This window comes from Lysinibacillus sp. F12, from assembly GCF_057773605.1.
In genome coordinates this window covers 266,785-292,251 of record NZ_JBYMLP010000003.1, presented here as the reverse complement: position 1 = coordinate 292,251, position 25,467 = coordinate 266,785, and the positions used below count along the sequence as shown (strand labels likewise).

The following is a 25,467-nucleotide window of genomic DNA, read 5'->3' as shown; positions in this document are numbered from 1 at the left end:
TACACACTCCTCAGCCTAAAAATGATCGTACCCTATTTATATACCGAACAGGCTTGTAGTTATTCAATTTTGTGTAAAATTACTGGAATTTACGTGGATTCACTTATGATGATTGAAGATTGTATGACGGTTTATGCTAGGGAATGGCACATCAGCACGCTTCCATACCTGAAATGAAATCGAAAAAACCAACAAAGAATGGGCATCCTTGTTGGTTCTTATTACTTTCCATTATTTTCTTCTTTTCACAAAAACAAAGGCGAAGATAGCTGCCAGCACTACTAGGATGGCAATGACCCACACAGTGCTTGAGTTAGAGGATGTTGTCTCATCAGTTTGCTGCTTTTCTCTTGGTGTGGCATTGGATGTTTGTACTTCTTTTGTATCATCTTCAGCTACCTGAGCAGAGCTGATTTGCACATATTGAAGTGTGGCTACATTCGAAGTTTGGGCATCATGACTATCTCCATGACCTTCTTCATGATTACCCTGTCCTTCTTGATCGCCGCCATGTCCATGATGGTGATCGCCAGCTGTTGTAAAAATAGAACGTTCTAGCTGTTGACCTACCCAGCTTTTAGCATCAGTTGATTCCGCAAAAATGCGAGGGTGGCCTGACAGCATATACGTTTTACCATTGATAATAATGCCCGTTTCATCTCCTGTCACGACATCTTCAATGGTACCAGTTGGACCTTCAGCATAACCACCCATTTGAAGAAGCGTGTGGCCGCCCATATCATAGTCCAGATGTTCCATTAAGAAGGCAATATACTCCTCCTTGGTCATTGTTGCATCGGGGTTCTCTAATTCGAGTTTATGATGAAAAAGTGCTGTATTTATTTCCTTGTATGTAAGGTCGCCCTCCAAGGAAGAAATGTATTCTTCTTTTTGTGCTGCTTGTGCTAATTCATCCACTGTTGCTCCTTCAAGTCCAAAGAAGCCACCTACCCAGCTTGCAAAATCTTTGCGTGATAAGTTGTCAGTTGGGTTTAAGGCCATATCTTTGCCATTATACCCAAGGAGCCCAATACTATGTAACACCATAATGTCCTGAATAGTTGAGGTTGTTTCAGGGACATCCGTAAATAGTGTACTTTTATCCATCGTATGGGCGTAGGCAGCAGGTGCCATGAATAAAGTACTCATTAGTAATAAAAGTAAATATTTTCTCAAAATGATTCCACCTTCCAATACATTAGTATACAGCGTAAATGTGATGGAAGTTTGAAATTAAGGGACATATCGTTACAGTTTAAATCGTCGTATTAGACTATTTAATTGCTCGGCCATCTCTGCTAAATACTCGGAACTATGTTTAATTTCCTCCATAGAGCTAGCGGCCTGTTCGATGGTGGCTGATGTTTCCTGTATGCCTGCCGCTGACTGTTCAGAAATAGCAGCCATTTCGTCTACGGATTTATTAATCGTGTCAGTATTGTGAACGACATCATCTAGCTCGGAGGACGTTTGTTCAATATTTGTAGCAATGGCCTCTATTGCGTCAGCAATATGATGAAACGTTGCATTAGTAGTCGTAATTTGCCTTGTCCCTTTCTCTACTTCGCCATAGCCTTGTTCAAGAGAAGCGGTCACTCTATTGGAATCATCCTGAATGTTTCGCACAATATTCGTTATATCTCCTACAGAAAATGACACTTGCTCAGCCAACTTTCGTACCTCATCGGCAACTACAGCAAACCCTTTTCCTTGTTCTCCCGCTCGGGCTGCTTCAATCGCTGCATTCAATGCTAGTAAATTCGTTTGTGAGGCAATGGATTGAATGACAGTGACAAGCTTAGAAATTTCTTGTGTTTGCTTGCTTAATCCATCAACCTGGTCTACCGCATCCTTCACAATACGTTGAATTGCTCCCATCTGCTTCGTAGAGGAGGACATTAAATCACGTCCTTCTTTTGCTAAAGCTTTGACATCCTGAGAATAGTGCTGGACGTCTTTATTGCTTTGATGAACGGCAGTTACTTTTCCAGCAAAATCGTTCATGGAGGTAGCAATAGCTGTCGTATGACTGGCCAGCTCTTCCGTTCCACCTGCAATTTCTGTCATCGTATTGACGATTTGCTCGGTGCCTGTCTTTACTTCAGTTGTAGATTGCAATAGCTCCTCACTCTGGGTAGCTACATCATTTGATACCGTTTGAATATGCTGTAATAAGCGATTTAATATATCCGCCATCGTATTGGTTGCCGCCATGAGTTGGCCCACTTCATCTTTTGATTGAATCTTTAATGGGGGACCGCTTAAATCGCCATTCGTCATTTGTTGCAGCCGCTCCGTCAATGTAATAATGGGTCTTGATATACCACGAGCACTCAGTAACTCAACAATAATTGCAATGACAAAGATGAGTATACCTACGACGATGCCAATTAGCTGCTTATTTTGGCCGGCAACCATCACGTCGGCTCCTACCTCATTAATAGCTTGCTTGCGTTGTTTGGCTAGATCTTCATAGCCTTCACGAATGGTCGTTGCTGTTGCATCCATTTTCGTCATGTTTTGGATAGCGAGCTTTGCGTTGCCCTGTTCATAAATAGCAAATACTTGTTGTTCAATATAGCGATTCCATTCCTTCGCTATTTCTGCAAGTTTGCTGAAATCTTCAGAGCTTGTTAAGGCTAATCGCTGTTTTTCATTACTCGCCGCGCGCGCTACATTATCTTGAAAAATAGTTTTATACTTTTCATTGCCAGACAATATATAGCCTCTAGCCGCAGCTATTCTTAAATCAATGGTTTGCGCTTGCTCGTAATCTATAGTCAATAATTGTAATTCTTGCGAAACCATTTGTTCTGTCGCATTGTTACTTTGCTGAATGGCAAAATAATTGTACACGATATATAACGCCATTATTGTAATGACAATGCTAAAGGAAAAAACAATTCTTCTACTAATTGTTTTGAATGACATGTGCAAAAACTCCTTATTTTCCGAATCTATTCCATAAAAAGTAATCTACCATTTTAACAGAAAGATTGGTGACTTTAGGAATTTTTGCTATATTTCCAGAAATAACTTAGTCTTTTTTGTGTATTTGATAGCATCTTTCGACATGAGTAATTTGTCCTAATCAATCCCAAGCATGAAACATTACATCTCCAATAGTTTGACTTTTGAAGTAGGCAATGTTCTTCCATTCCATAGGAGATAAACTATGCAAGGCTCGGTCCTTTTCCAGTAAAGTATTCAGCGTTACCGCTTCCAAACATTTTCGCATAGGAAAATATTTGTGAAGCTGAGGCCTCGATAAAAAGGTAAAGCTAAGTTCTTTATCCGAATTTGCAAAAGCAATATATGGCATCCACCGATGGTGAAGAATGGTCAGCGTCTTTCCATCTAATTCCACTACTGCTTGCATATAGACAAAATGCGGTTGATCGATAAAATGTCGTACTTTCGCTCGCTGTTCACTTGTTGCTAAATGATATACCATCGATTGAAACATGCGCATATCCTGTTCGATTAAATGGTCGGCATCAAAGCCGGTAATTCCTTTCGTTAATCGCATCCAATCACTCCTTCATGTTTGTCACTCTATAGACCTTCTATTTCGAATAGTCATACTCCTCCCAGCATACTTACTTTGTTTCGTGAGAAGAAAAGAGTATTTTTAGCAGTCCTACTATTAATTAGTAAAATAATTATCAAAAACTAAATTGGTTTCTTGTTTTTGTATTACTCATCATTTAGCACAACAGGAAATTATTGTATTTATTGTGTATAATTGAAATAAAAGTGAGGTGAGGATTTGTCAAATCTTCAATTTTTAATGCTGATGTTTATTTTATTGATGGGGATTGTTAGTTTAATTAAGGTTTATCAGATTAAGCAAGAGTCCATCATCAAGCTAAAGGAGCTCGAAGTGGAACTTGAAAAAATTAAGTTGGAAAGAGAAAAATAAAAACGCACCCCTAAGTTTTGGGGTGCGACGATTTGATTTAGCCTACTAGTTCTTGATATTCTGGATGCTTTTCGAACTCTGCTTTTGCGAACGGACATAATGGGATAACTTGTAGTTTTTCTTTTTTCGCATATTCAACAGCTGCTTTGACCAATTGCTGTCCAACATTTTGGCCCCTTAGATGTTCGGCTACATGTGTATGGTCGAGAATGATTCGACTATCTCCTACACGTACAAAATGCACCTCTGCTTCACTATTATCCTCGTTTCCGATATAAAATGATTGGTGACCTTGTTTAATTTCCATGGTATGATGCTCCTTTTATCTTTTATATTTTAATGCGCCACTTGGACATCGATTGATAACTTCTACTACATTTTTGACAGCTGCTTGATCCGGTGCGATCCAAGGCTTTGCTTTAACATTAAACACCTCTGGCAAGCCCTTTACACATTCAGCTGCATGCTGACACATGTCTTTATCGAAAAAAACTGTTATCTCTTCTCCTCTATACTCACGGTAACCCATACCTAACACACCCCTCATTTTTCTTTTTTCATTACCCCAAATAATGGTCTAATAATCCATCAAATAGTATATTTTTCTTTAGCGATATATACAGTTAGACCTACATCTAAAATGTTTATTATTCAATTGGTGTTAATCTTTCTTCTATTTTTAAATTAGGGCTTGTCAAATCGCGAAAACATTCTTGTGTTTGTCTTGAGATATGTTACGAATTTATATATCTCGAATTAATTTATCTCTAATTCGAGATAATGATAACATAATTTACTATTGGTCGTCAATCTCCCTACCAGTAAGCTCTTCACTATAAAAAACTCATGATTTCCTGAAGGATTTCATCCTGCTCACGACCTAAAGTCATTAAATGCTTGGAGTTTTCAAAGCCCCTTTTGTGTTTCCTAGCAGAATGAACACGCTGATAGATTGTGTCAGCACTATACGCGTATAAGTCCTCGTCTCTTTTGCCGTAGAAAATAGCAATTGGAATCGTGATTTTCTCAAGCTGCTGCATCGTTTCTATAATAAAATGCTGAAATGCAATCATCGCGTCCAATGGCATATCACTAAACGGCTTCATCTCATCTGTAACTTGAGACGCTGATTTACCCTCGATATGTTTATAATTATAAGCATAGTCAATGATTCTTTGTTTTAGTTGTGCTGGCTCCTTATTAATCGGTACCGATAAGACAATGATTTGCTGTAGCTTTTTTAATTGTGCAAGTTTCAATGTAAATATACCACCGATGGATAAGCCGATAACGGAAATTGTTTGATAGCCTTCATCCAGCAAAAATTGGTGCGCTTTCAACACATCCTGCCACCAGTCCTCAACTTCGTACTGTACTAACAGTTCTGGCTTCTGGCCGTGTCCTCTGTATAGAGGTACATAACATGTATAGCCCTTTTCGTGTAGCTTCGTCGCCACTTTCTTCATATCTCTTGTATGGCTTGTGAAGGAATGTAAAAGTAATACCGCGTGTTCATTTCCTTTCAAGTATATTTCTTTAGCCCGTAAAATAGTAAGCACAACATCAGAACCTTTCTTCACGTTCATCATAATAGAAGGTAGCCTCTTTAAGGCTACCTTCTTGTTGTATTTATAGCATAATGGAATGACATATGCCACTAATCTTGGCGTGCCCTATTTTATCATGCCGAATAAGCATAATGTTAGGCTCCCACAAATAATACAGCCTGTCCAATGGCAATAAAAAAGGCTTCATGCTGAATAGGACTGTTATCTTCAATTTGAAGTGTAATGTCAAAATGGGTTTCGCAGAAAGTCGCTTGCCAACGTGCGATCGGCTCCTCATTCCATGTAAAGATCGACCAGTCTTCCATTTCTTTACTGAGCTTAATTTGCTGCTCTCCATCTGTAATAACTAAATCAGGAATCATTATTTGCCAACCGTCATAGGCAATCATATAGTCCTTCCCCGTCACTAAATCCTTGCCTCGGAAATGTACACGACCACGTCGAGATACCTTTTTACAAGTAAATAGTGGCTGACCAGTATGATCTTGGACGTCAAAACGTACAAAATAACGGAAGTCCATCGTCTTATCAAATGCTTTTTTTAGAGCATTAGAATAAACACGTTGAACCGTTGATGATGTCTCTCCTGATTCATTTAAAATCGATACCACCTCTGTAGAATCAATTTCCATTGGCTGTTTATATGTATAGGTTTTCAATCGACTCGCTCCTTCAAAACAATTGCTTCCTTAAAACTAACATAAAACAAGCACCCAATTCAAAGAATGTAAGCGTCGGTTTGTGCAGTATCATACATTTACCTATTTCAAGTTCAAATGCTTCCTGTTCAATGCTTAGCATCATCTTATAACATACAAAAGTAGACTACCGCTTTACTAGTAGTCTACTGCATTTTCTTTATTTATCTAATTTAAACGTAATATCTCCTAAGCCTATTTCTGATTTGATTTCCAGTACAACATCCGCCTTATCATATGCTTCATTGACATAGACACCTTTGCCCTTCGAAATGAGACCTTCAATATTGGATGAACCTATGCCCTTTTCTGTTGTTAATTTGACACCAACCTTTGAAGGGACAATGACTGTCGTTTGACCTACCCCAGTTTCAATACTTGCATTAAAGCTTTTTTTCCAATCGCCACCTAAATTGACAGTGAGATCACCAACACCCGCTTCAATATCTAGTTTTTCTAGCTGCAGTCCCTGTAAATCAAGATTGGCTAAGGAAGCCCCAGTTTCTACCGTCAAATCCATCGGGATATCGTCATTTAATTGGATGTCCCAAGTATTTTTAATATTGGAGATGCCTAGCTTCGTCGAGCCTTTATGTTTTATTTCTACTTCCCCTGTATCGCCACTTACATCATAATTAACTTGAGGGGCTAGCTTCTTAATATTATAGTCCGCTTTGCCCTCAACCCACTCCTTGGCGCCACCAGTTAGATTCATTTCGCCGACACCTAAATCAATAGCTACCTCTAATGTCTTGGCTTTATCCTTTTCTACTAAAATGGTTTCTTCTTGCATTTTGCTCGGCAAAAACGAAAAGCACCCTGATAAGACGAAAACTGATGTGCCCAATACGACACCTAACCCAACTAATTTCTTCAATTTAATTTCCTCCCGCTATATATTCTACCAATAATTTCATTATATAGGAGTGGAACATATAAAATACGACCTTGCGCTTGAAATTCATCTAAGACCTGAGACGTAGTCGTTACGATAAGTGCGGAAAATCACCACCCTCTAGCAATGCTTTTAGATTAGCAAGAGGCGCATCATAGCCCTGCATATTGAAGCTAACTGTTGTGCCATTGTCCTTTACTGCTAACGATATAGCGATGACCGTTTCTGGAACTTCCAAGTAAAATGAAAAAATCTCCTGTTTTTTGACCTGCTGAATCGTTAACTGCATTGGCAATGGATCTGCTAGCTGATTATGGTCATTAGGCATTAAAGTAAAGATCATCTTTTCTCCTGCAGCTAGTTTAGGGATGTTCCAAGTAGAGCCTGGCGCATACCATTGAGAGAGGTATTGCTCCTCGGTTACTGCTTGCCATACATTTTCTACTGCTGCATGAATCCAAATTGAGCTACCCATCCGCAACACACCCATTTCCTATTTTTCCATTATTTTACCGAACTTTGTGATAAGAGGCTACTATTGGTTGTTCTCGATAAATAAAACGCTCCCACAATAACCATCATAGCTACTATATCCAATGCCATCTGATGACTTGAAAATATGGAAACGAGTAAACCGTAGATAGACGGAGCCAAAACAATAAAGAATTGATTGATCGTTAAAGCGGCACTCACAGTAAGCCCCACAGATTGAGGATCGGACTGCTCCGTTACACTCGCTATATATAAGGAATACCAGCCAAGGGCGAAAAAGCCCATTACACAGCAAAATAAAATCATTAAGCTCTTAGCATGTAAAACAACAGGCATACAAGCGACCATTACAAATGTGGCAAGCATAACGATGATTAGTAAGTGCTCGCGCTTCTGAGCAAAGTATCGGTCACTCAGCCATGCAAGAGCAATTCTTCCTACCATCCCTCCAAGCAAGACCAAACTCAAATACTTCCCTGCTGCTGTTAATGAATAGCCACCCTCCTGATGTAAATAACTCATCAAATGGGCGATGAGGATCATCTGTAAGGACATCATCACAATGCCCACAAAAAAAATGGGATAGAGTGCTCGATTGTCTTTGATAGCCTTCATCTTTTCTTTAAACGGTATCGGTGTTGCTACAGAAGATTTATGCTGTTTTGGCTCCTGATACATCAATAAAAATAATAAACCGCCACCGATTGCTACGAAACCTTGTGCCCCATGCACAGCTGTCAGATGGATGTGATGATATAAATAGGTAAGTATGAAGGAAGCGAGAGCCCCTCCGATGGGAATTCCCGTTTGGCGAATTCCAATCGCTAAACCTCGATGCTCGTTAGGAAACCATTTTACGATGGCTGTACTACCTCCTGTTTGGGCACTACCGTACCAAAAACCAACAACTATTAATACGACTAGCAATGTCGTATAATGATTCACAGGAATTAAGAGGAACGTACAGAGGCCCAGTAAAATAGAGCCCCATCCAATCAGCCGTTTTTCTCCTTTTTTATCCATGAGATAGCCAAAGAAAAGCATCGAGAAAATCGGTCCAATATTCACGGCAGAAACAATTAATCCTGTTTGGAATGACGTTAAGTGCCATTCCATTTGATAAAAGGCGGCGACGGGCCCCATCCCGTATGTGACAAAGGTTGAAGCCGTTTGCGAAAGCGTAGCCACCAGTAAAATGATCCATTTGTAATAGGTATGCATGTAAATCCTCCATAGCTATATACCGCTTTATTTGTGCAGTATCATTTAGATATCTTGAGTTTACGTTGACAGCTAGCATTCGTAAAATGGAGGAAAATGATAGCGGCTATCAAAAAATTTAATAGGTGTGTGACAAATAACATGAACATTGACGACATTGCCATCAAAATTGAGCTATTAGAAAGGCAAAATTTAAGTAAATCTGCCGAAATCACCAACTATACACAATCGGCTCTAACCTCGAAGGTAAAGAAGATGGAAAGTGAAATTGGACAGGAAATCTTTAAACGAACACCTCAAGGCTTAAAGCTAACAGACGTCGGTGACCACTATTTACACTTTTTAAAGCAGGTGGCCCAACAATATGATGAATTTTTACAAACGGTTGGATTTACGCAAGCACATATTCAATTTGGAACCTCCCATACGACGATTAAATTATATGGTGCGTCCATCATGAATGCGCTACAAACCGGTCATAGTCCTATCGACGTGGATTTCACGGTCGAATCGAGTACATCCTTAAATCACAAAGTACATCAGGCGGAGCTAGACTGTGCATTAACGAGTAATCCATTGAAGCATTATGCTGATTTACACTATGATTTAATGACAACAGAAACCTTCGAAGTCATTTCGAGTCCTTCACATGTCATCGATTTTGACCAGCAAACGCCTGTGACACTCCTAGTCTTAAGTAAAGGCTGTATGTATTCGAAGGCATTAGCTGAATGGCTTACTCACAAAGAAGTCCCTTTTACGATGAAGGAAATTAAATCCGTAAGTAGTATTCTTGATTTTCTAGAAATCGAGCATACATTGGCCGTGTTAAATACGAGGTTACTAGCACTCTATCCATGTCCGGACCTGCACTTTTATGAAATGGAGACACTTAACAAGGTCATTGAGACTGTCTTCATTTATAAAAAGGAAAACCATAAGCATTCTTCTATACTGCAATTAAAGCAGGTCGTAGAATCCTTGCTTGAAAAGAAGTAACTAAGTAATCGATAGCTCAAATTGCTGTTTATGCGAATATTTTAAAAAGCCTATATTATTCAAGCAGACTGCACTATAATAGGTTTGATATTATTAATCTTGTAAATACATAGGAGTACATCATGTTTTATTACATCTCATTGTTTTTAGCAGTATTTGCTTTATCTACATCAGCTATTTTTGTGAAGCTTGCTGATGCCCCGCCGGCTATTACGGCTTTTTATCGACTATTTTTTGCGATGCTTGTACTCCTTCCCTTTTTAGTAGCTCAAAAGGGGCTACGACAAGAACTAGTTAACCTGTCTAAAAAACAGTGGGGACTGGGCATTCTATCAGGTCTATTTTTGTCCTGTCATTATGTTTTATGGTTCGAATCCTTAAACTACACATCAGTGGCCAGTTCCACAGTTATTGTCACGTTACAGCCATTATTCTCTTTAATAGGTAGCTATTTTTTATTTAAAGAGCGTTTTTCAAAAGGCGCTATTGTTGGCTGTTTGGTAGCGATCATTGGCTGTTTCATTATCGGCTGGCAGGATTTTCAAATTAGTGGACAAGCTCTTTATGGCGATATTCTAGCTTTTATTGCGGCTGGCATTATTACAGCCTACTTTTTCATCGGGCAATCTGTACGGAAGGATTTATCACTTATCACCTATTCGATTATCGGATATGGCAGTAGCTCAATCTTTTTAGCCATTTATGCGCTCTTTATGCAGGAACCGTTTTTCGACTACCCCGCATCCACATGGTGGTCCCTATTAGGACTGGCTGTAATTGCAACGATTTTTGGGCAAACGGTATTTAATTGGCTATTAAAATGGCTAAGTACGACAGTCATCTCTATGAGTATTTTAGGAGAAACAATTGGCACATGTATTTTAGCTTATTTTATTTTAGATGAAATGATTTCCGTGCAACAAGGGATTGGCATATTCGTCATTTTACTAGGACTTGCCCTCTTTTTACTCCAACAACGAAAGTCGGCATAATAAAAAAACAACGGCACATGATGTCCGTTGTTTTTTTATGACGGAGTAAAGCGAAAGGTCGTACCCTCCTCGGTGGATTGTAAAGAAACTACAATGTTCAAGGTTCTAGCAATATCTTGGATAATTTTCAGTCCAAGTCCGCTCTGTTCGACGTCAGAATGGAAGCCGATGCCATCATCAGACATCCATACTTCGCCTCCTTTAATCGTCACCACAAGTTTGGTTGCTTGGGCATGCTTTAACGTATTTTGGAAGACATTATCAAATAAACGTTGTAACCATAGTTCATTACTTGTCCAGATTGCCTCTGCATCCTTTGGATAAAAATGAAGAGCAATATTTTGCATGCTGTATAAATAACTCCATTTCCTAATCATAATCTCCAATAGTAAAGCTGGCCGAACTTCTTCCTGAACGACAAAGGAATTTTCGCTCGTATCAAAAGACTGGTATGGCAATTCATTCGTTAAATTCGCGATATACTGAATTTGTTCATTTAACGATTCCACCAGTTTTGGCTGCTCTTGTAGTTGATCTTCTAAATAAAACAATTGCAAACGAATCGCTGTCAAAGGGGTATGGATGTCATGTCTCAATTTTTGGAGTAGCTCTTTTTGGAGCTCCTGCTGTTGTGCTAACTCTAATTCCCGATAAGTCGTGCGCTCAATTAAAAGATTGACAGAATGAATTAACTGCCCTAATTCATCCTCACTGCTTACCGTTAACGTATCGGGTATCCGTTCATTACTCGCGAGTTCCCGGATTGTTTGATTGAGCATGGTAATTCTAGCTAATAATGAATGAATGGATGTGGAAAATAGTAAGGCAAGAATCCCTAAAGACAGTACAAATGCAAGAAGCATAACAGGATATGCAAAGGATTCATGGAATGGGATGCCATTATTTTTCGTTTTAAAAGCCTTGTTATAAAGTATGGACATAAACACACTAATACCTAATAAAACGACGGGCACACTCCCAATTGCTACAAATAAAAGGGTTCTATATTTAGTTTTTAACGTCATTTCTTAAATGGGTATTTAGACGATACCCTTCTCCATATATATTTTGTACAATCATGCCTGTTGAATCATCCAACTTTGTCCGAATCTTTTTTATGTAGACATTAAGAATATTATGATTACGATCATCCAACGGCCATAAATAATCAAAAAAGTGTTCCTTTGTTAAAACTCTGTCACGGTTATCAAATAAATAAAAGAAAATTTTTCGTTCTATTGCCGTTAATGAAATTTCGTTTTGAAGATGTTGATGAAATACTTTTCGATGCTCTCCGTCAATGAGTAAATGCTGTATTTGTGTAAACGTTCCATATTGTTGCACTAGCATTTTTTGGATTCTCAATAATAGCTCCCTTGGATCAAACGGCTTTGTCAAATAATCTTCACCAACGGTTAAACCTTCTAGTTTGCTTTCAATATCACTACGTGCCGATAGAAAAATGATAGGAATATTTAAGCCTAGTTGTTTAATATTTCTGCTTAATTGGTAGCCATCCTCTCCTGGTAGCATAATGTCCATAATGACTAAATCTACATCATGAATGAGCCTCATTACATCTCTGCCATCTGTTTTCCACACGGCCTCATAGCCTTCACGTTGCATTATTTTTTGAAGTAAATCACCAATCATGTGATCATCTTCTACAATTAAAATTCGAAATCCTTTCATGTTAACGACCTCTCTCATCAGCATTCGTTTTCATAAAATCCATCGCTAGTTGATAGATTGCATCTGGTTGATACAGGTATATACTATGGGTGCCACTTACCTCTTTCACTACGGCATGAGTGAATTGCTTCGCAAAGTCTGCGTAATCCTGCCGGTTTTGCTCTGTATATTTTGAATGTACATTTTCCTTGGAAATAGCATCCACGATTAACATTGGGGTTTCTTGCGGCAATGGAAGCTGTTCTGATTGTAAACTATTTTCATAGACGTGTAACAGCTCATTTTTCATATCTTCATTAAAAAATTGCTTAAAGGACAACGCCTGATAGATTTCCTTTTCCTCAGTCGTTAAAAAGGACATGTTCAGAACTTGTGGATTATATACCTGTGATGGCACTAGGCGGTGTAAACCAACGCTAGTAGCTAGACTTACCCCCTTCACCATCCATCTATCGAAGGTGCTCATTTTATGCTTTACATATTGACTAGGTAAGCCAATATCCAGAGCGATAATCCCCTTCACTTCTTCTGGGTATTTTTGTGCCCAGTAAATCGCTTCAAGTCCTGAAATAGAGTGAGGAACAAGAATATAGGGCGGCTGGAGCCCGCTTGCCAGAAGAGCCTCCCTTGTTTGCATAAGAATGGTATCAATAGCTCTTTCATCATGGGCAATTTCACTAAAGCCATAGCCTGCTCGGTCCACTACAGCAATTTGATGGTGCTGCGAAAACTTACTATAAAGCCCCTTTAACTCATAAACAGGGGCTGCAATGCCTGACCCTGCCATAAAAACATACGTATCCTCCCCAGCCCCCTCCCGATAGACATTCATGCTCTGACCATCAATATTTACCATCATGCCTTTATTACGTAAAATGGCCTCCTCCTTTTGGGTCAAACTATAGTGGTACATACTGACGGCTACGATACCGATCGATACGATGAACACCAAATAAATAAACATTTTCTTTATGATATTTTTCATACGCCTCTCCTCTCCGTTGATACTTGTAAGGATACATACGAAAAATAAATATCTCATTAAATTTTATTAACCTATTTGCTAGGTAAGTTGAAATTCTTGTCTATGAACACAAAAAAGCTGCCTACATCATGTGGCAGCTTTCTTTGAGTCATTCATTTGGATAGGTTTTCTGTAAAAAGGCGATAGACTGTTGAATAAGAGCCTTTAAAATAGTTTCTTCAACATCAGCGAGTTTATTAATATAAACGCAAGCTTTCCCTGTTGTGTGTTTACCAAACTGCTGTAATAGCTGCTCTCGCTCACGATCACCTGGTGCAAAGTATAAACTAATTTTTGCCTTGCGAGGGGAGAATCCGACAAGTGGTGCATCGCCTTCATGGCCTGTTTGGTATTTGTAATGATAATGACCAAACCCAATAATACTTGGTCCCCACATTTTAGCCTCGTAGCCAGAGACCTCCGTAAAAATATCCAGTAGTCGATAGGCATCTTCCCGTTTTTTTGGATGATCGACACTTTCAATAAATTCAATGACACTTGCATCGGTTTCTTTCGTCTTTAATTCATACATGTGTATCCCTCGCCTTCACAAAATTGCATTGTTCATCCCTATTATTCCCTATTCTGCCTGCTCTAACAATAGCTTTTGTTGGAGTTGACGATACATCCCTTGTTGTTCCATCAACGCTTGATGATTGCCTTGTTCAATAATTACGCCCTGCTGTATAACGAGAATTTTATCCGCATTCTCAATGGTTTTCAAACGATGGGCGATGACAAAGCTGGTGCGACCCTGCATTAAATGCTGTAAGCCCTTTTGAATATCGACTTCCGTTTGCGTATCCACACTGGATGTCGCTTCATCTAAAATTAAAATATCCGCGTTCTCCAAAATAGCACGGGCAATAGCAATGAGCTGGCGTTGTCCCTGACTTAAATTAGCGCCACCCGCTTGAACAGGCGTATCGTATTGTATAGGTAAATATTTTATAAAATGATGGGCATTCGCAATTTTTGCTGCTTCCACAACCTCAGCATCCGTCGCATCCAACTTTCCAAAGCGAATGTTATCACGAATTGTGCCAGAGAACAAATAGGTATCCTGTAAAACCACACCTACCCTTTCGCGAATCGTAGACATTTTATAGTGTTCAATATTGTGCCCATCAATTAAAATTTCACCCTGATCCACGTCATAAAAACGTGTTAGTAAATTAATAATGGTTGTTTTCCCTGAGCCAGTAGGCCCGACAAGAGCTATCGTTTCTCCTGCCCTTACGTGGAAGTTAATGTTTTGGAGAATGGGCTTCCCTTGCTCATAGCTAAACGATACTTGCTTGAAATCGACATCTCCTTTTAAGGACGGAGCCTCAATAGCCTCAGGTCGATCAGCTACCTCTGATGGTTCATCTACTATTTCAAATACACGCTCTGCTCCAGCAATAGCCGACTGAAAGGTGTTTAAAAGGTTTGATAATTGATTGAGCGGGCGAAAAAATTGCCTTGTATAGGTGACAAATGCAGCGATAATACCAACTGTTACATACCCTTTCACCGCTAAAAGAGCTCCTGTCCCGATCACTATCGCGAGGCCAAGGTTATTCATAAAGTTATTAATAGGTCCTAATAAGCCTGATGTAATCTCTGCGCGTAGTGCGGATTTTCGCAAGTTTTCATTTTGCTGATGGAACGTGTCAATGGATTGCTGTTCCTTGCCAAATAGCGTGAGTACCTCTGCACCTGTCATCATTTCCTCAATATAGCCATTCAGCTTACCAAGATCTCGTTGACGCGCCGCATAATTTTTACTGCTGCGCTTGATAATTTGCTTAGTAGTGAAAACGATAAGCGGAATAATGATTAAGGTAACAATCGCTAATGGCCAGCTTAATGTGAACATGGCAATACTAACACCCACGACCGTTAAGATGGATGATACAATTTGCGTCACACTTTGAGCAAGCGCTGTATTTAAATTATCGATATCATTTGTGACACGACTCATTAAATCACCGAGCGCACGCTGGTCAAAAAATCTTAATGTGAGCGTTTGTAGCTTTTGAAACAGCACTAGACGCAATGTCCGAATCGTTTTCATCGCCACATGAATCATGACATAGGTTTGCAGCCATGTCAGAATCGATGCTACCGTAAAAATCACAGCTAATATGATTCCTAGTCGGATGGTCCCATCTATATCTTTTTTCATAATGTAATCATCAATGATATGGCCTATCAAATAGGGTCCCGCCAAGCTTAAAAAAGTGGAAGCGATCACCAAGAAGATCGAAAAATACAGTCCTATTTTTTGCTGTTTGACATAGTGCCAAACTCTTGTCAGTGTTGCCTTTTGATTTTTCGCTCTTTCAGCTGGCCCACCTATACGAGGCCCTCGCCCAAAATTCATTTGCTTTGCTTGATGTTGACTCATTCTTCTTCACCAGCCTTTTGCTGTGACGCGTAAATTGCTTGGTAATGTACATTATTTTGAAGTAGCTGTTGATGCGTCCCTTGCCCAACCATCTCGCCATCCTCTAAGACAACTATGATATCTGCCTGCTGTATCGAGGCAATTTTTGAAGCTACAATCAATGTCGTCGTGTCTTGAAAATGCGCAGCAATGGCCTGCTGCACATGTTTTTCTGAAGCACTATCAAGGGCTGAGGTCGTATCATCCAGCACGAGAATAGCTGGCTTTCGAACGAATGCTCGGCTTAAAGCTAAGCGTTGCTTTTGCCCACCTGAGAGATTCGTTGCTCCCTGTGACAACTCATGTGCTAAGCCCTTATCAAGGCGCTCCACAAATTCGCTGGCACAGGCAGCATCTAATGCCTGTTGTATTTCCTCTGCCGTTGCCCGTTCGTTACCAAGGCGTATATTTTTTTCAATCGTCCCAGAAAACAATAAGGCCTTTTGTGAGGTAAATCCTATATGGTCCCGTAACGTGGATAAAGAATATGCTAAAAGGGGGTTACCATCTATGTAAATAGCTCCTCCTGTTGGATCGAATAAGCGCGGTAAAAGCTTTACAAGTGTTGATTTACCGCTACCTGTTTTCCCAATAATACCAACTGTTTGCCCCGGTTTCACAGAAAACGAAATGTTTTTAAGAACATCCTCTGCTGTATCATAGTAACGATAACTCACATGGTCAAATTCAATGGCCCCTTTTATCGAATCTGTCCTTGCAAGTTCTGCCTCTTTCACGGCAATATCCATATTTAAGACATCCACAATTCGTTCTCCTGAAGGCAATGCACGCGCAATTTGCATCAGCACCATACTGGAAGACATTAAGCCATTTAAGATAATGGTTAAGTAGTTGATAAATGCGAGAATAACCCCAACCTTTAATGTACCTGCCTCAACCTTAACGGCACCAAGCCAAAGTGCCGCGACAATCCCAATGTTAACGACGAACATGGTAAATGGCACAAGCACCCCTACAATTTGTTCTGCAGTGATGAAACGTTTTGTCAGCCCATCATTTAGCTCACTAAATTGGGATACCTGTTGGGTTTCCCGACGAAAGGCTTTAACGACACGGATACCCGCTAAATTTTCCTGTAGCTTCGTATTCACCGCATCAATAGCCTCTTGTACGCGACGATACAGCAGACCCGAATACTTCGTGAAAAAATACATAGCCACAATCAAAATCGGCACAATAATAAGAAGTATGGAAAAAAGTTCCCGTGCTGTTACAAACACGATAATGACTGCCCCGATAAAGAGTAGCGGCCCACGCACAAAAATACGCAGCGTCATCATAAACGCGCGTTGAAGGCTTTCAACATCGCTCGTTAAAATGGTAATTAGCTTGCCAGTCGTAAAGGCATCCCGTTCTTTAGCTGAATACGTCATCATTTTCTGATAGAGAGCTTGCCGAACATCCGAAGCAAAATGAATCGCAGCCTTCGAGCTATAATACGAGCAACCAACCCCACCAACAAGCCCAAGTACTGCACTTGCTAGCATCCACACAAACATACTCAGCACATAAGCATGATCACCATTGACAATCCCTGTATCAATCATATGCTGCATAATGGTCGGCTGAATTAAATCCATTGTCACCTCCAGCACCATTAAAAGAGGAGCTATAAAGGTGAAAAATTTATAGGGCTCCAAATACTGCCCTAGCTGTTTGATTGCCTGCATACATTCGTCTCCGTTCTATTTAAATCCCACTCGTTCCTCATTATAACTGAAAACCATTCCCATTTGACAATATTTTTTCGAGACTCGTAATAGTTGAGATTTAACTAAATGAGGAGATATCGTCGAGCATATGGCTGATATCCATCCAAATAAAAAGCCCCCATGCCTATACAAAGGGCACTGAAAAAGTCCATATCTTTTTTTCATTTGGCACTGTGACTCTATTGTTGTTTTCCGAAGCATTCCGCTCGCTTTCCGCGGGCGAGCGCCGAGTCTCCTCCTACGCTTCGCTTCGTGCGGGGTCTCGTCTGTCTCGCTTTCCCGCAGGAGTCGAGCGATGCTTCTGCAAACAACGCAATGTATCATACTATTATTTTAGTCACACTTTCCTTTATAATAAAAGAATGAATATGTAGGTGGAGCCCCAATGATTTCAAATTAGGAAACCCTTAATTTAAGTCCATACATGGCAATCTATGATATTGTTGTGCCAAAAGATAACATGCTTCGCCAGGTCAATGAACTTGTTGAATTTTCATTTTTTTTAGAAGAGCTAAAAACAAAATATTGTTTAGATAATGGACGTAATACCATTCCTCCAATTCGCATGTTTAAGTACTTATTATTAAAAGCGATTAATGATGTATCAGACGTCGACCTAGTAGAGCGCTCAAAGTATGATATGTCATTTGGATATGGCAACAGAAGATCCAGTGAGACAGAAATAAGGCACTTCCTGTTCAAAATTGAACAAGAAGTGCCTTATTTTTATCTGAAAAAGGTTCGCTTTTATGAAAACATAAATTTTTCAGTGCCCTCGTCTATTCATGAAGGTCGCTTTAAATAATTCTTGTACCGCTCGTTGGATTATTTTCAAAGCAGTCGTTTTACTCAGCACTTATCCGCAGTTTCTCAAAATTTCTTTGGAAAAATTGATGTGCCAACTGCTCTTTTTCTGGATCCATACCAAGTAAAATCACTGTACTTGGTCCTGCTGATTTGGTCATATCATGTGAACATTCAACTAATTGCTGGCCAAAAAGACGCGCACACTCACCCTGAAGTCCCTTAGATCCGACAGGCCACACTTGCTGAACGATTTCTGCCAGCCATGCCTGATAAATAGGTTGCAACTGCGCCACATCATCAGGCTGTGCTAATAGTTCCTCGCCAACAAGTGGTAAGCCGTATGTGTACCAACTAAGCTGTTCAAGGTCCCATGCTTTTCGCTGTTGTATTTCCCCAAGCATAGTAATTGCTAGACCAGACTGTAAAGTTGGCATATTGGATTCCGAACTGCCTGCAATGACTGGACAGGGAAGGCCTGTTTCCTCGAACACTTGCTGAATGCCTCTTTCATAGCGTGACCATGCAGCATCCCCTGAAAAATTAGCGAGTAAAATTTGAATAGGAAGTGCCTGTGCAGCCAGCTGCTCTAAAAATGTCACACGGGCTGTCATATAGGCTGTCAATTGATCGGAAGCTGGCACAATATCTTGTGGCTTCTCCCCAATGGCCGCCGCATTATCCATTGTCGCAATAAACGCGCCCACTTTCATAGCATTTCTCACTAAACGCGACCTGCCTTACGCACAAAAACCTTCGAAAGAATGGGCATGACCACAGCTACAATGATTAAATTTATAGCCGTTGCGATGAAAATACTCCCTAGAGCACCCCAGAAAAAGGCAGGACTAATAATAAAATAAAATGGAAGTGGTGCCACGATGCCGTTCAATACAAGGGCAACTGGCCATTTCCAAAAATGCATACCTTTTTTATGCATGATTCCAAAAATCCAAACAACAATAAACATCTCTACTGCAATAATTACATGGAGTGGACCAAGTGGGAAGCCAGCCGTTAATGCGCTAATAAAATGACCAATGAATCCAGCTATCCCAGCTAATAATGGCGATAAAAAGACAACACCTAAAAAGGCAGGTGCCGAATCCAGTGCTGCAGTCGAAATAAATGCGGGTACTTTAATGGCGGCTCCTACTGCACAAATGGCTGCTACCATAGCCGTTAGTATCCATGTCATTAATGTTTGTCGATCCATTGCATTTCCTCTTTTCCGTTAGTATGTTGATCTCATTTGAGTTGCTCGCCAATCCCGTACCAAATACGTACGACTTGCTCTGCTTCAGCAAATAATGCCTGGTATAAGCGACCACACGTATCACGTAATAAACGAGCTTGTTTTTCCATCGGTACAACACCGCGGCCCATATCTGTCACAATAAGTACCAGCGAACAATGTTGGGCAAGGGCTGTTAATTTAGTGAGGACGGATTGTACCACGACCTCATCTTCCTCAAGGTTTTGTGTCAAAAGCCATTTTTCCACATGTTTAATGACAAGGATTTCACAGGCTGGTGCAACATCCGGTAGATCGCCTTCGACAAGTACCACATCGTGCTGTTCATATAAACGCATCACATAATCGGTTTTTCCGTTATAGGCGCCTCCGATAAAAACATGCATCTAGCTCCCTCCTCCCAAGCCTTTCTAGTAAAAGTTAAATGAAATTGGTGATCATGTGGCACTTGGTATGACCAAAAAGGCTGCTCTGTTGGCGCATAAGCAACGAGTAAGGCACGAATCACTCCGCCATGAACGACTAAGAAATAATGATCCTCCATCTTCGGCAAATCATTGAAGCCTTCCACAACTCGTGCTACAAAATCATCAAAAGCCTCTCCCTGTGGCGGTGGGAAGTGAATAGGATCATCCAACCATGCACGGTAACGAGCATCCTTTTTTAAATCCTCATAGGTTTTCCCTTCAAATTCACCAAAATTTGATTCTCGTAAGCGAGCATCTGCATAATAGCTAGCATTTGGGAAATAATGGGCAGCCGTGGTGCGACAGCGTTGTAAATCACTGCCATATACCGTTTCGATAGATGCATCCACGACAGAGAGCTTGGAGGTATCAGCTAATGGTGCATCCGTCCATCCCAGATAACGCTTTTCTAAATTGGCCTTTGTCGGCGCATGCCGCATTAAGCACACAGTAACAATGTCACCCATAATACAACCTCCATCCCTTCAATAGATGCACCTAGTAAATCTCCCGAGACACCACCAAAATTACGCAATGTAAATTGGCGAAAAATAACAAGCGCAAGCGCTAAAACGAGGACTAATATAATTGGGAGCATCGAGAACTTTGTGATGATCAGCACAACCGGCATGGCCAATAAAAGGAACAGCAGCATCATTATTTTTAATCGTTTCGCGTGTAGATGAGACTGAAAGAAAAAGGCAAGCCCTTTTTCCTTTGAACAGTTAAGTGACATAAAATAAAAGCTCATGCCAACCCTTGTTAAAAAAGGAATGAATACGACCATCCATAATGCAAATTTATGTTGCACAAAAAGCTCATGTAGAACAACAAATTTTCCAAATAACAAAAATAGTATGGATAGCACTCCGAAAGCACCTACCCGAGGATCATCTAAAATCTCAAGTCGTTTGTCCCGATCTCGATAAGAAAAATACGCATCCCCCATGTCAATAAAGCCATCCAAATGTAAACCGCCTGTCCATAAAGCAAACAGCCCGATGACGATAAAGGCGAGCATGACCTCGCTACTGGCTGTCCATTGTGTAAGACTGTAAAGGACTCCAGCTACAGTTGTCCCCATCAAGGCACCTATCCATGGCAAGCAAGCAAACATACCTGTAATCGTTGACCTTTTTAGAGGTAATTCCTTATGTACTGGCAAAACCGTAAAAAATTGAAATGCCAACAGTAGGCTATACCAAACATTTTTCATTGTCTTGCCTTCCTTTTCCCTTATTTCCATCTCTTTAAGATACCATAATTCATTTCAAACGCTTCTTGAGCCATCACAACAAACCATTGATGAAATTGTCCTAAAGTTCTTCGATACAGCTCCACCTCTTCACTTTGATAAGGAGGTTCATCAAACAGCTCATTTGACACCACTAATAATGTCACGTTCTTCGTTAGCAGAGAAAGGATGGCCTGTTTAACAGTGTGTAGCTTGGATGCTAAACAGCCAGGCTTCGTTAAACATGGCGCTCCACTTTCATAGCCTTCATAAAACGCATTAGTGAGCCAAGTAGTGACGCAATCCCATAGCACCACATCCCCATCCTTGAGTGTCTCAAATACGGGCGCGATGTTATAAGGGGCCTCTACTGTTATCCATTGCATGGGCTGAGCTAGTCGATCAGCTTGATGGCGATCAATTCGCTTCTTCATTTCATCATCTAAAGCAATACCAGAGGCAATATACATTAACCGTTTTTCTGTACTAGGCTGCGTTTGGTAATACTGTATGGCGGCTTGTTCTGCAAAATGAGATTTGCCACTACGCACACCACCTGTAATAAAAACGAGGGGCATTTGTAAAACCTCCTATTGTAAATGATGTAGCGTACCAATCTCTTGGATTACCCATTGCTGTCCCTGACCTTCAATCACAGTGACGCTTGTCCCATGAATATATGGAGCTGACCAAAGCTCACCAATATTGCGCTGTAAAATGGCATTAATCATACATTTAATCGTCACTGCATGGGAAACGATCAAAATATGCTCATCTCGGTGCTGCTCCGCTATCTTTTTCAATGTATACATTGCTCTTTCTGTGACAGCACCAAAGCTTTCCGTATGGGTTGCCATAAATTGAGCTGGGTACTTCGTATAGAGCTCATAATCTAGCCCATCTGTCAGCAAAATATCCTCAATTTTCTTACCTTGCCAATTCCCTAAACAGATTTCCCGCAAATTATCCTCATAGTAAACTGGTAATTGGCGTTGAGCCGTCAAAATATCCATCGTTTCCTTCGCACGACCACTTGAACTACTGTAAGCTGCCGCAAATGGGATTGACTGTAGTTGCTGCTGTAATCTAGCAGCCGCTTCTCTGCCATTGTCGGTTAGCGGAGAGTCCAACCACCCTTGTAGTCTCTGCTCCTGATTCCATTGTGTTTCCCCATGTCTTACTAGATAAAAAGTTGTCACTTTTCTCTCCCCTTATTTGCGTTAAACCACGCCTGCAGACAATTATGTAAATATGTCATGGCCGCAATATCTTTAATCCCAATACGGAACCATTCGCCCTGTAATCCTTTAAAGTTTTTCGTATGACGCAGGACAACTCCCTGTGCTAAACAATACGTAAAAAAGGCGTCCGCCTGCTGCTCCTTTGGCAATGAAAAACACACATAATTTGTCACACTATTAGTGACACGACAGCCGTTTTCTTGTAAAAAACGATGCAACTGCTCCCTTTGCGTTGTCGCATAGGCAATTGCCTGCTGACTATAATGCTGCTCATCCAAACAGCCTGCACCAATAACGAGTGCAAAGGCATTTAAATTCCAATGTGGGAGCATGTCCTTTAGCTCGTTTACGATGGAGGTATGAGCAACTAAATAGCCTAGGCGCAAGCCAGGTATTGCATACATTTTAGTCATCGAACGCACCACAAGGACATGTGAATTTTCCACACTTTCGTGAATGAGGGAATTCGCCTCATCAACCCAATCCATAAAAGCTTCATCGATGACAAGCTCACATTTGACAGCTCGACCATGCTCCAATAAGTCTAGTATAGCTTCCTTCTTTGGCAATACACCTGTTGGATTATTCGGTGTACAAATATAGAGTGCGTCTGCCTCCACCATTTCTTGTTTAAGCCGTTCCATTGGCAACGTATATTGGATAAAGTCCGTCACCAAAATCGGAATAATAATAGCCCCTGCAGCTCGCAATGTTCGCTCATATTCTGAAAAAGTAGGATGTACAACGATGACGCGCTTTTGAGCATAACGCCTCGCAATAATACTAAAGAGCTCTGACGCCCCGTTGCCTAGTAAAACCATGTCCTTCTTCACTTGATGAAAAGCAGCGACCTTTGTTAGAAAAGGCTCTCCATCCGGATCTGGATAGCGTTGAATGAGCGGGTAAAATGTACGCCAACGTGCTTCGACAAAGGATGGTGGTCCTGCCGCATTGACATTTTCACTAAAATCATATACCTCTTCAGGCATCGTTAAACCTAATTGCTGATAAACATTTTGCGGATTTGCTCCGTGATTAGGTAATAGCATAAATGAACACCTCCACTGCTAACATGACAAGCGTAAAGAGCACCATGGCAATACGCATTTGAATAATAGATGCCATTATATGTTCCTTTGTTAGAGGAACTAATTTTTCTCCCATAATCGCACGTTGAGAAATAACGCCTTGATAGGTATTTTTTCCGCCTAGTTGTACGCCAAGCTGTACTGCCGTTGCGGCCTCTAAATAACCACTATTAGGACTTGGATGCTTTTTAGCGTCTTGCGCCCACCGCTTTAATCGTTGTCCAAATGAGTAACTCGTTTCATTTTTTGTACCTAGCACCATAAGAAAGCCAGTGATACGACTTGGAATAAAATTCAGGACATCATCAAGTTTGGCCGAAAACATGCCAAAATCTTTGAATGTTTCGTTTTTATAGCCGACCATGGAATCTAACGTATTGACAGCCTTATAGCCCCATAAACCGATAGCCCCAAATAAAAAGGCATAAAATAGTGGGGCGGTCACCCCATCACTTGTATTTTCCGAAACGGTCTCTACAACACCACGTACAATTTCATCTTCTCCCAGCTTTTCGGTATCACGCCCAACAATCCAAGATAATTTGACCCGTGCTTCCGCAAAATCACCTTTTACAAGGGGCTCATAAACTGCCAGTGCTGCCTCCTTCAAGCTACGCTGCGCCAGCCCAATGCCAATTAAAAGTCCTTCCACCAAAATGCCAAAAATTAAGCTTACCTGATAGCTGAGTAGTAAAATAAGTGTGACCACAAACATCGTTGTCCCTACAACTGCCAGTGCCATCACCATACCACGCAGTTTCCGCCACTTGCCTCGATTCCACAAAGCTGTTTGTGATTGAATCAGCTTGCCAATCCATCGCACGGGATGCGGAAGCTTCGGAGGGTCTCCTACTAAAACATCGAAAATTATCCCTATGATACAGGCAATCACTATGGCAATCATAACGCCTTCTCCTCTTTATCTTTTTTGTATTTCCGAATAGCCGCACGCATCGTTTCATAGACACCATAGCCAATAACCTTACCTAGCATTGTGATAGGTCCAGCATATTGATGGTAGTCTCCTTCTTCAGTAGAAGCAATGAGTAAGCTATCAGTGGATGTACCCGTTGCTTGCGTGCCAGTGGTAGGATCAGTTATGCCTTCATCCGTTAACGCTTTCACCTTCGCCTCCGTTGTAGAAATCATAGCCTGAAATAACGCTTCATCAGATAATTTTCCGTTAATAAGCACCCATGTATTAATTGTTCCTGCATGGTACTGCTCCTCACGATGGAAAGCACGTGTAATATCCACGGCATTGCCCAGACCAGCAGTAATCATAATGACTAGATGAATGCCTTCATATGTAAAATCACGAATGGTCGCAAATTTAGCTTGGACAGCCGTCATCATCGCCACCGTGTTATCGATTGGAAAACCATGTGCTTGCAAAAAATGTTGTAAATCACGATGGGGCTGTCGATCATCATAAGTAATGGGCACAGTTCGATTCATCAGATGAGTAAAATAACCAAAGCCTGGATTATGCATGGCCGAGGATACAACCTTCATAGGTGAAACAGCTTGAAGTGCTACATATTGGTCTAAAATTTGAATATGATCCTTTGAAAGTATGGGCATTCCCTTGCCTCCTGACGATAAATAAATGACGAACATAAAAAAACAAATTCTTACAAAGAAGAATTTGTACTGTCGATTCTTTATTAAAATTTGAACCTTCTGAACGTTTGTACAGACTAACAACTTC

Annotated in this window: 29 protein-coding genes and 1 pseudogene; 4 read left to right on the top strand and 26 right to left on the bottom strand. The window is 40.6% G+C overall.

Annotated elements, in window-relative coordinates:
* Positions 1 to 231 precede the first annotated feature (231 nt).
* The 3 genes from AC3CH7_RS15300 to AC3CH7_RS15290 form a co-directional block, all read right to left on the bottom strand.
* The gene (locus AC3CH7_RS15300; protein WP_198695747.1) at positions 232 to 1,176 is read right to left on the bottom strand and encodes a hypothetical protein; all 945 of its coding nucleotides are present in this window, start codon (positions 1,174 to 1,176) and stop codon (positions 232 to 234) included.
* A gap of 72 nt (positions 1,177 to 1,248) precedes the next feature.
* A complete protein-coding gene (locus AC3CH7_RS15295) occupies positions 1,249 to 2,931 on the bottom strand; it encodes a methyl-accepting chemotaxis protein (RefSeq protein ID WP_488381512.1) in 1,683 nt (560 codons plus the stop codon).
* A gap of 160 nt (positions 2,932 to 3,091) precedes the next feature.
* Positions 3,092 to 3,529, bottom strand: coding sequence for a hypothetical protein (locus tag AC3CH7_RS15290; RefSeq protein ID WP_012294111.1), 438 nt, complete (start codon positions 3,527 to 3,529; stop codon positions 3,092 to 3,094).
* A 240-nt stretch (positions 3,530 to 3,769) separates the two neighbouring features.
* On the opposite strand from AC3CH7_RS15290, the gene AC3CH7_RS15285 reads away from it, so the two are divergent.
* Positions 3,770 to 3,922 (top strand): hypothetical protein, encoded by a 153-nt coding sequence (locus AC3CH7_RS15285; RefSeq protein ID WP_155273022.1) that lies wholly within the window; start codon positions 3,770 to 3,772, stop codon positions 3,920 to 3,922.
* 37 nt (positions 3,923 to 3,959) lie between these two features.
* On the opposite strand, the gene AC3CH7_RS15280 is transcribed toward AC3CH7_RS15285, so the two are convergent.
* From AC3CH7_RS15280 to AC3CH7_RS15250, 7 genes are all read right to left on the bottom strand, one after another.
* Entirely contained in the window at positions 3,960 to 4,229 is a 270-nt protein-coding gene (locus tag AC3CH7_RS15280) for a GNAT family N-acetyltransferase (protein WP_012294109.1), read from the bottom strand.
* Positions 4,230 to 4,244: 15 nt separating this feature from the next.
* A complete protein-coding gene (locus AC3CH7_RS15275; RefSeq protein WP_343225176.1) occupies positions 4,245 to 4,451 on the bottom strand; it encodes a (4Fe-4S)-binding protein in 207 nt (68 codons plus the stop codon).
* A gap of 304 nt (positions 4,452 to 4,755) precedes the next feature.
* Entirely contained in the window at positions 4,756 to 5,511 is a 756-nt protein-coding gene (locus AC3CH7_RS15270; protein WP_236249632.1) for an alpha/beta hydrolase, read from the bottom strand.
* Between the two features lie 113 nt (positions 5,512 to 5,624).
* The gene (locus AC3CH7_RS15265; protein WP_031419890.1) at positions 5,625 to 6,149 is read right to left on the bottom strand and encodes a tubby C-terminal domain-like protein; all 525 of its coding nucleotides are present in this window, start codon (positions 6,147 to 6,149) and stop codon (positions 5,625 to 5,627) included.
* A 199-nt stretch (positions 6,150 to 6,348) separates the two neighbouring features.
* Positions 6,349 to 7,065, bottom strand: a complete 717-nt coding sequence (locus AC3CH7_RS15260) for a toast rack family protein (RefSeq protein ID WP_036161404.1) — start codon at positions 7,063 to 7,065, stop codon at positions 6,349 to 6,351.
* Between the two features lie 109 nt (positions 7,066 to 7,174).
* A complete protein-coding gene (locus AC3CH7_RS15255) occupies positions 7,175 to 7,558 on the bottom strand; it encodes an SRPBCC domain-containing protein (protein ID WP_012294103.1) in 384 nt (127 codons plus the stop codon).
* Positions 7,559 to 7,587: 29 nt separating this feature from the next.
* Positions 7,588 to 8,796 (bottom strand): MFS transporter, encoded by a 1,209-nt coding sequence (locus AC3CH7_RS15250; RefSeq protein WP_488381513.1) that lies wholly within the window; start codon positions 8,794 to 8,796, stop codon positions 7,588 to 7,590.
* A gap of 141 nt (positions 8,797 to 8,937) precedes the next feature.
* Between AC3CH7_RS15250 and AC3CH7_RS15245 the strand changes: the two genes are divergently transcribed.
* Together AC3CH7_RS15245 and AC3CH7_RS15240 are read left to right on the top strand one after the other, a co-directional pair.
* Positions 8,938 to 9,795 carry a LysR family transcriptional regulator gene (locus tag AC3CH7_RS15245; protein WP_012294101.1) on the top strand — a complete coding sequence of 286 codons (858 nt, stop codon included), beginning with the start codon at positions 8,938 to 8,940 and terminating at the stop codon, positions 9,793 to 9,795.
* Positions 9,796 to 9,917: 122 nt separating this feature from the next.
* Entirely contained in the window at positions 9,918 to 10,787 is an 870-nt protein-coding gene (locus AC3CH7_RS15240; protein ID WP_012294100.1) for a DMT family transporter, read from the top strand.
* Between the two features lie 35 nt (positions 10,788 to 10,822).
* On the opposite strand, the gene AC3CH7_RS15235 is transcribed toward AC3CH7_RS15240, so the two are convergent.
* The 6 genes from AC3CH7_RS15235 to AC3CH7_RS15210 all read right to left on the bottom strand — a co-directional run bounded on the left by AC3CH7_RS15235 (position 10,823) and on the right by AC3CH7_RS15210 (position 17,625).
* Positions 10,823 to 11,812, bottom strand: coding sequence for a sensor histidine kinase (locus AC3CH7_RS15235; RefSeq protein WP_031419885.1), 990 nt, complete (start codon positions 11,810 to 11,812; stop codon positions 10,823 to 10,825).
* On the bottom strand, positions 11,796 to 12,479 hold the full coding sequence (locus tag AC3CH7_RS15230) for a response regulator transcription factor (protein ID WP_012294098.1): 684 nt from the start codon (positions 12,477 to 12,479) through the stop codon (positions 11,796 to 11,798). Before AC3CH7_RS15230 ends, AC3CH7_RS15235 begins: the two co-directional genes overlap by 17 nt.
* A gap of 1 nt (position 12,480) precedes the next feature.
* Positions 12,481 to 13,464, bottom strand: a complete 984-nt coding sequence (locus AC3CH7_RS15225; protein WP_031419882.1) for an alpha/beta fold hydrolase — start codon at positions 13,462 to 13,464, stop codon at positions 12,481 to 12,483.
* Between the two features lie 148 nt (positions 13,465 to 13,612).
* Positions 13,613 to 14,035, bottom strand: a complete 423-nt coding sequence (locus AC3CH7_RS15220; RefSeq protein ID WP_031419881.1) for a DUF1801 domain-containing protein — start codon at positions 14,033 to 14,035, stop codon at positions 13,613 to 13,615.
* Positions 14,036 to 14,083: 48 nt separating this feature from the next.
* Positions 14,084 to 15,895, bottom strand: a complete 1,812-nt coding sequence (locus AC3CH7_RS15215; RefSeq protein WP_488381514.1) for an ABC transporter ATP-binding protein — start codon at positions 15,893 to 15,895, stop codon at positions 14,084 to 14,086.
* Positions 15,892 to 17,625 carry an ABC transporter ATP-binding protein gene (locus AC3CH7_RS15210; RefSeq protein WP_197148874.1) on the bottom strand — a complete coding sequence of 578 codons (1,734 nt, stop codon included), beginning with the start codon at positions 17,623 to 17,625 and terminating at the stop codon, positions 15,892 to 15,894. Before AC3CH7_RS15210 ends, AC3CH7_RS15215 begins: the two co-directional genes overlap by 4 nt.
* Positions 17,626 to 18,091: 466 nt before the next feature.
* Between AC3CH7_RS15210 and AC3CH7_RS15205 the strand changes: the two are divergent.
* Positions 18,092 to 18,322, top strand: a pseudogene (locus AC3CH7_RS15205) (transposase); the annotation flags it as partial.
* 190 nt (positions 18,323 to 18,512) lie between these two features.
* Here AC3CH7_RS15205 and AC3CH7_RS15200 read toward each other — a convergent pair.
* From AC3CH7_RS15200 to AC3CH7_RS15155, 10 genes are read right to left on the bottom strand one after another with little or no spacing between them, the layout of a single operon-like run.
* Positions 18,513 to 19,196: a hypothetical protein gene (locus AC3CH7_RS15200; RefSeq protein WP_036161398.1), complete on the bottom strand. Its 684-nt coding sequence runs from the start codon at positions 19,194 to 19,196 to the stop codon at positions 18,513 to 18,515.
* Positions 19,196 to 19,687: an ECF transporter S component gene (locus tag AC3CH7_RS15195; protein ID WP_036166270.1), complete on the bottom strand. Its 492-nt coding sequence runs from the start codon at positions 19,685 to 19,687 to the stop codon at positions 19,196 to 19,198. The genes AC3CH7_RS15200 and AC3CH7_RS15195 overlap by 1 nt, the downstream gene beginning before the upstream one ends.
* Positions 19,688 to 19,719: 32 nt before the next feature.
* Complete coding sequence (locus AC3CH7_RS15190) at positions 19,720 to 20,112, bottom strand: bifunctional adenosylcobinamide kinase/adenosylcobinamide-phosphate guanylyltransferase (RefSeq protein ID WP_447402848.1); 393 nt, start codon at positions 20,110 to 20,112, stop codon at positions 19,720 to 19,722.
* Positions 20,064 to 20,660 (bottom strand): histidine phosphatase family protein, encoded by a 597-nt coding sequence (locus AC3CH7_RS15185; RefSeq protein ID WP_197149475.1) that lies wholly within the window; start codon positions 20,658 to 20,660, stop codon positions 20,064 to 20,066. The genes AC3CH7_RS15190 and AC3CH7_RS15185 overlap by 49 nt, the downstream gene beginning before the upstream one ends.
* On the bottom strand, positions 20,633 to 21,409 hold the full coding sequence (gene cobS, locus AC3CH7_RS15180; protein ID WP_200991172.1) for an adenosylcobinamide-GDP ribazoletransferase: 777 nt from the start codon (positions 21,407 to 21,409) through the stop codon (positions 20,633 to 20,635). The genes AC3CH7_RS15185 and cobS overlap by 28 nt, the downstream gene beginning before the upstream one ends.
* Positions 21,410 to 21,429: 20 nt before the next feature.
* Positions 21,430 to 22,005 carry a bifunctional adenosylcobinamide kinase/adenosylcobinamide-phosphate guanylyltransferase gene (locus AC3CH7_RS15175; RefSeq protein ID WP_012294085.1) on the bottom strand — a complete coding sequence of 192 codons (576 nt, stop codon included), beginning with the start codon at positions 22,003 to 22,005 and terminating at the stop codon, positions 21,430 to 21,432.
* A gap of 12 nt (positions 22,006 to 22,017) precedes the next feature.
* Positions 22,018 to 22,626: a histidine phosphatase family protein gene (locus AC3CH7_RS15170; RefSeq protein ID WP_012294084.1), complete on the bottom strand. Its 609-nt coding sequence runs from the start codon at positions 22,624 to 22,626 to the stop codon at positions 22,018 to 22,020.
* Positions 22,623 to 23,717: a pyridoxal phosphate-dependent aminotransferase gene (locus AC3CH7_RS15165; protein ID WP_012294083.1), complete on the bottom strand. Its 1,095-nt coding sequence runs from the start codon at positions 23,715 to 23,717 to the stop codon at positions 22,623 to 22,625. The genes AC3CH7_RS15170 and AC3CH7_RS15165 overlap by 4 nt, the downstream gene beginning before the upstream one ends.
* Complete coding sequence (gene cbiB, locus AC3CH7_RS15160) at positions 23,704 to 24,660, bottom strand: adenosylcobinamide-phosphate synthase CbiB (protein ID WP_036215706.1); 957 nt, start codon at positions 24,658 to 24,660, stop codon at positions 23,704 to 23,706. The genes AC3CH7_RS15165 and cbiB overlap by 14 nt, the downstream gene beginning before the upstream one ends.
* Positions 24,657 to 25,340, bottom strand: coding sequence for an adenosylcobinamide amidohydrolase (locus AC3CH7_RS15155; RefSeq protein WP_031419839.1), 684 nt, complete (start codon positions 25,338 to 25,340; stop codon positions 24,657 to 24,659). The genes cbiB and AC3CH7_RS15155 overlap by 4 nt, the downstream gene beginning before the upstream one ends.
* Between the last annotated feature and the right edge of the window lie 127 nt (positions 25,341 to 25,467).

Bases quoted from the DNA above. Each gene is read 5' to 3' on its own strand.
- AC3CH7_RS15225 (WP_031419882.1), bottom strand. From the start codon at position 13,464: ATGAAAAATATCATAAAGAAAATGTTTATTTATTTGGTGTTCATCGTA.
- cbiB (WP_036215706.1), bottom strand. From the start codon at position 24,660: ATGATTGCCATAGTGATTGCCTGTATCATAGGGATAATTTTCGATGTT.
- AC3CH7_RS15190 (WP_447402848.1), bottom strand. From the start codon at position 20,112: ATGCATGTTTTTATCGGAGGCGCCTATAACGGAAAAACCGATTATGTG.
- AC3CH7_RS15230 (WP_012294098.1), bottom strand. From the start codon at position 12,479: ATGAAAGGATTTCGAATTTTAATTGTAGAAGATGATCACATGATTGGT.
- AC3CH7_RS15220 (WP_031419881.1), bottom strand. From the start codon at position 14,035: ATGTATGAATTAAAGACGAAAGAAACCGATGCAAGTGTCATTGAATTT.
- AC3CH7_RS15255 (WP_012294103.1), bottom strand. From the start codon at position 7,558: ATGGGTAGCTCAATTTGGATTCATGCAGCAGTAGAAAATGTATGGCAA.
- AC3CH7_RS15215 (WP_488381514.1), bottom strand. From the start codon at position 15,895: ATGAGTCAACATCAAGCAAAGCAAATGAATTTTGGGCGAGGGCCTCGT.
- AC3CH7_RS15275 (WP_343225176.1), bottom strand. From the start codon at position 4,451: ATGGGTTACCGTGAGTATAGAGGAGAAGAGATAACAGTTTTTTTCGAT.
- AC3CH7_RS15270 (WP_236249632.1), bottom strand. From the start codon at position 5,511: ATGATGAACGTGAAGAAAGGTTCTGATGTTGTGCTTACTATTTTACGG.
- cobS (WP_200991172.1), bottom strand. From the start codon at position 21,409: ATGAAAAATGTTTGGTATAGCCTACTGTTGGCATTTCAATTTTTTACG.
- AC3CH7_RS15290 (WP_012294111.1), bottom strand. From the start codon at position 3,529: ATGCGATTAACGAAAGGAATTACCGGCTTTGATGCCGACCATTTAATC.
- AC3CH7_RS15155 (WP_031419839.1), bottom strand. From the start codon at position 25,340: ATGCCCATACTTTCAAAGGATCATATTCAAATTTTAGACCAATATGTA.
- AC3CH7_RS15295 (WP_488381512.1), bottom strand. From the start codon at position 2,931: ATGTCATTCAAAACAATTAGTAGAAGAATTGTTTTTTCCTTTAGCATT.
- AC3CH7_RS15280 (WP_012294109.1), bottom strand. From the start codon at position 4,229: ATGGAAATTAAACAAGGTCACCAATCATTTTATATCGGAAACGAGGAT.
- AC3CH7_RS15175 (WP_012294085.1), bottom strand. From the start codon at position 22,005: ATGCCCCTCGTTTTTATTACAGGTGGTGTGCGTAGTGGCAAATCTCAT.
- AC3CH7_RS15185 (WP_197149475.1), bottom strand. From the start codon at position 20,660: ATGGGTGACATTGTTACTGTGTGCTTAATGCGGCATGCGCCGACAAAG.
- AC3CH7_RS15245 (WP_012294101.1), top strand. From the start codon at position 8,938: ATGAACATTGACGACATTGCCATCAAAATTGAGCTATTAGAAAGGCAA.
- AC3CH7_RS15235 (WP_031419885.1), bottom strand. From the start codon at position 11,812: ATGACGTTAAAAACTAAATATAGAACCCTTTTATTTGTAGCAATTGGG.
- AC3CH7_RS15240 (WP_012294100.1), top strand. From the start codon at position 9,918: ATGTTTTATTACATCTCATTGTTTTTAGCAGTATTTGCTTTATCTACA.
- AC3CH7_RS15210 (WP_197148874.1), bottom strand. From the start codon at position 17,625: ATGCAGGCAATCAAACAGCTAGGGCAGTATTTGGAGCCCTATAAATTT.
- AC3CH7_RS15195 (WP_036166270.1), bottom strand. From the start codon at position 19,687: ATGGATCGACAAACATTAATGACATGGATACTAACGGCTATGGTAGCA.
- AC3CH7_RS15165 (WP_012294083.1), bottom strand. From the start codon at position 23,717: ATGCTATTACCTAATCACGGAGCAAATCCGCAAAATGTTTATCAGCAA.
- AC3CH7_RS15250 (WP_488381513.1), bottom strand. From the start codon at position 8,796: ATGCATACCTATTACAAATGGATCATTTTACTGGTGGCTACGCTTTCG.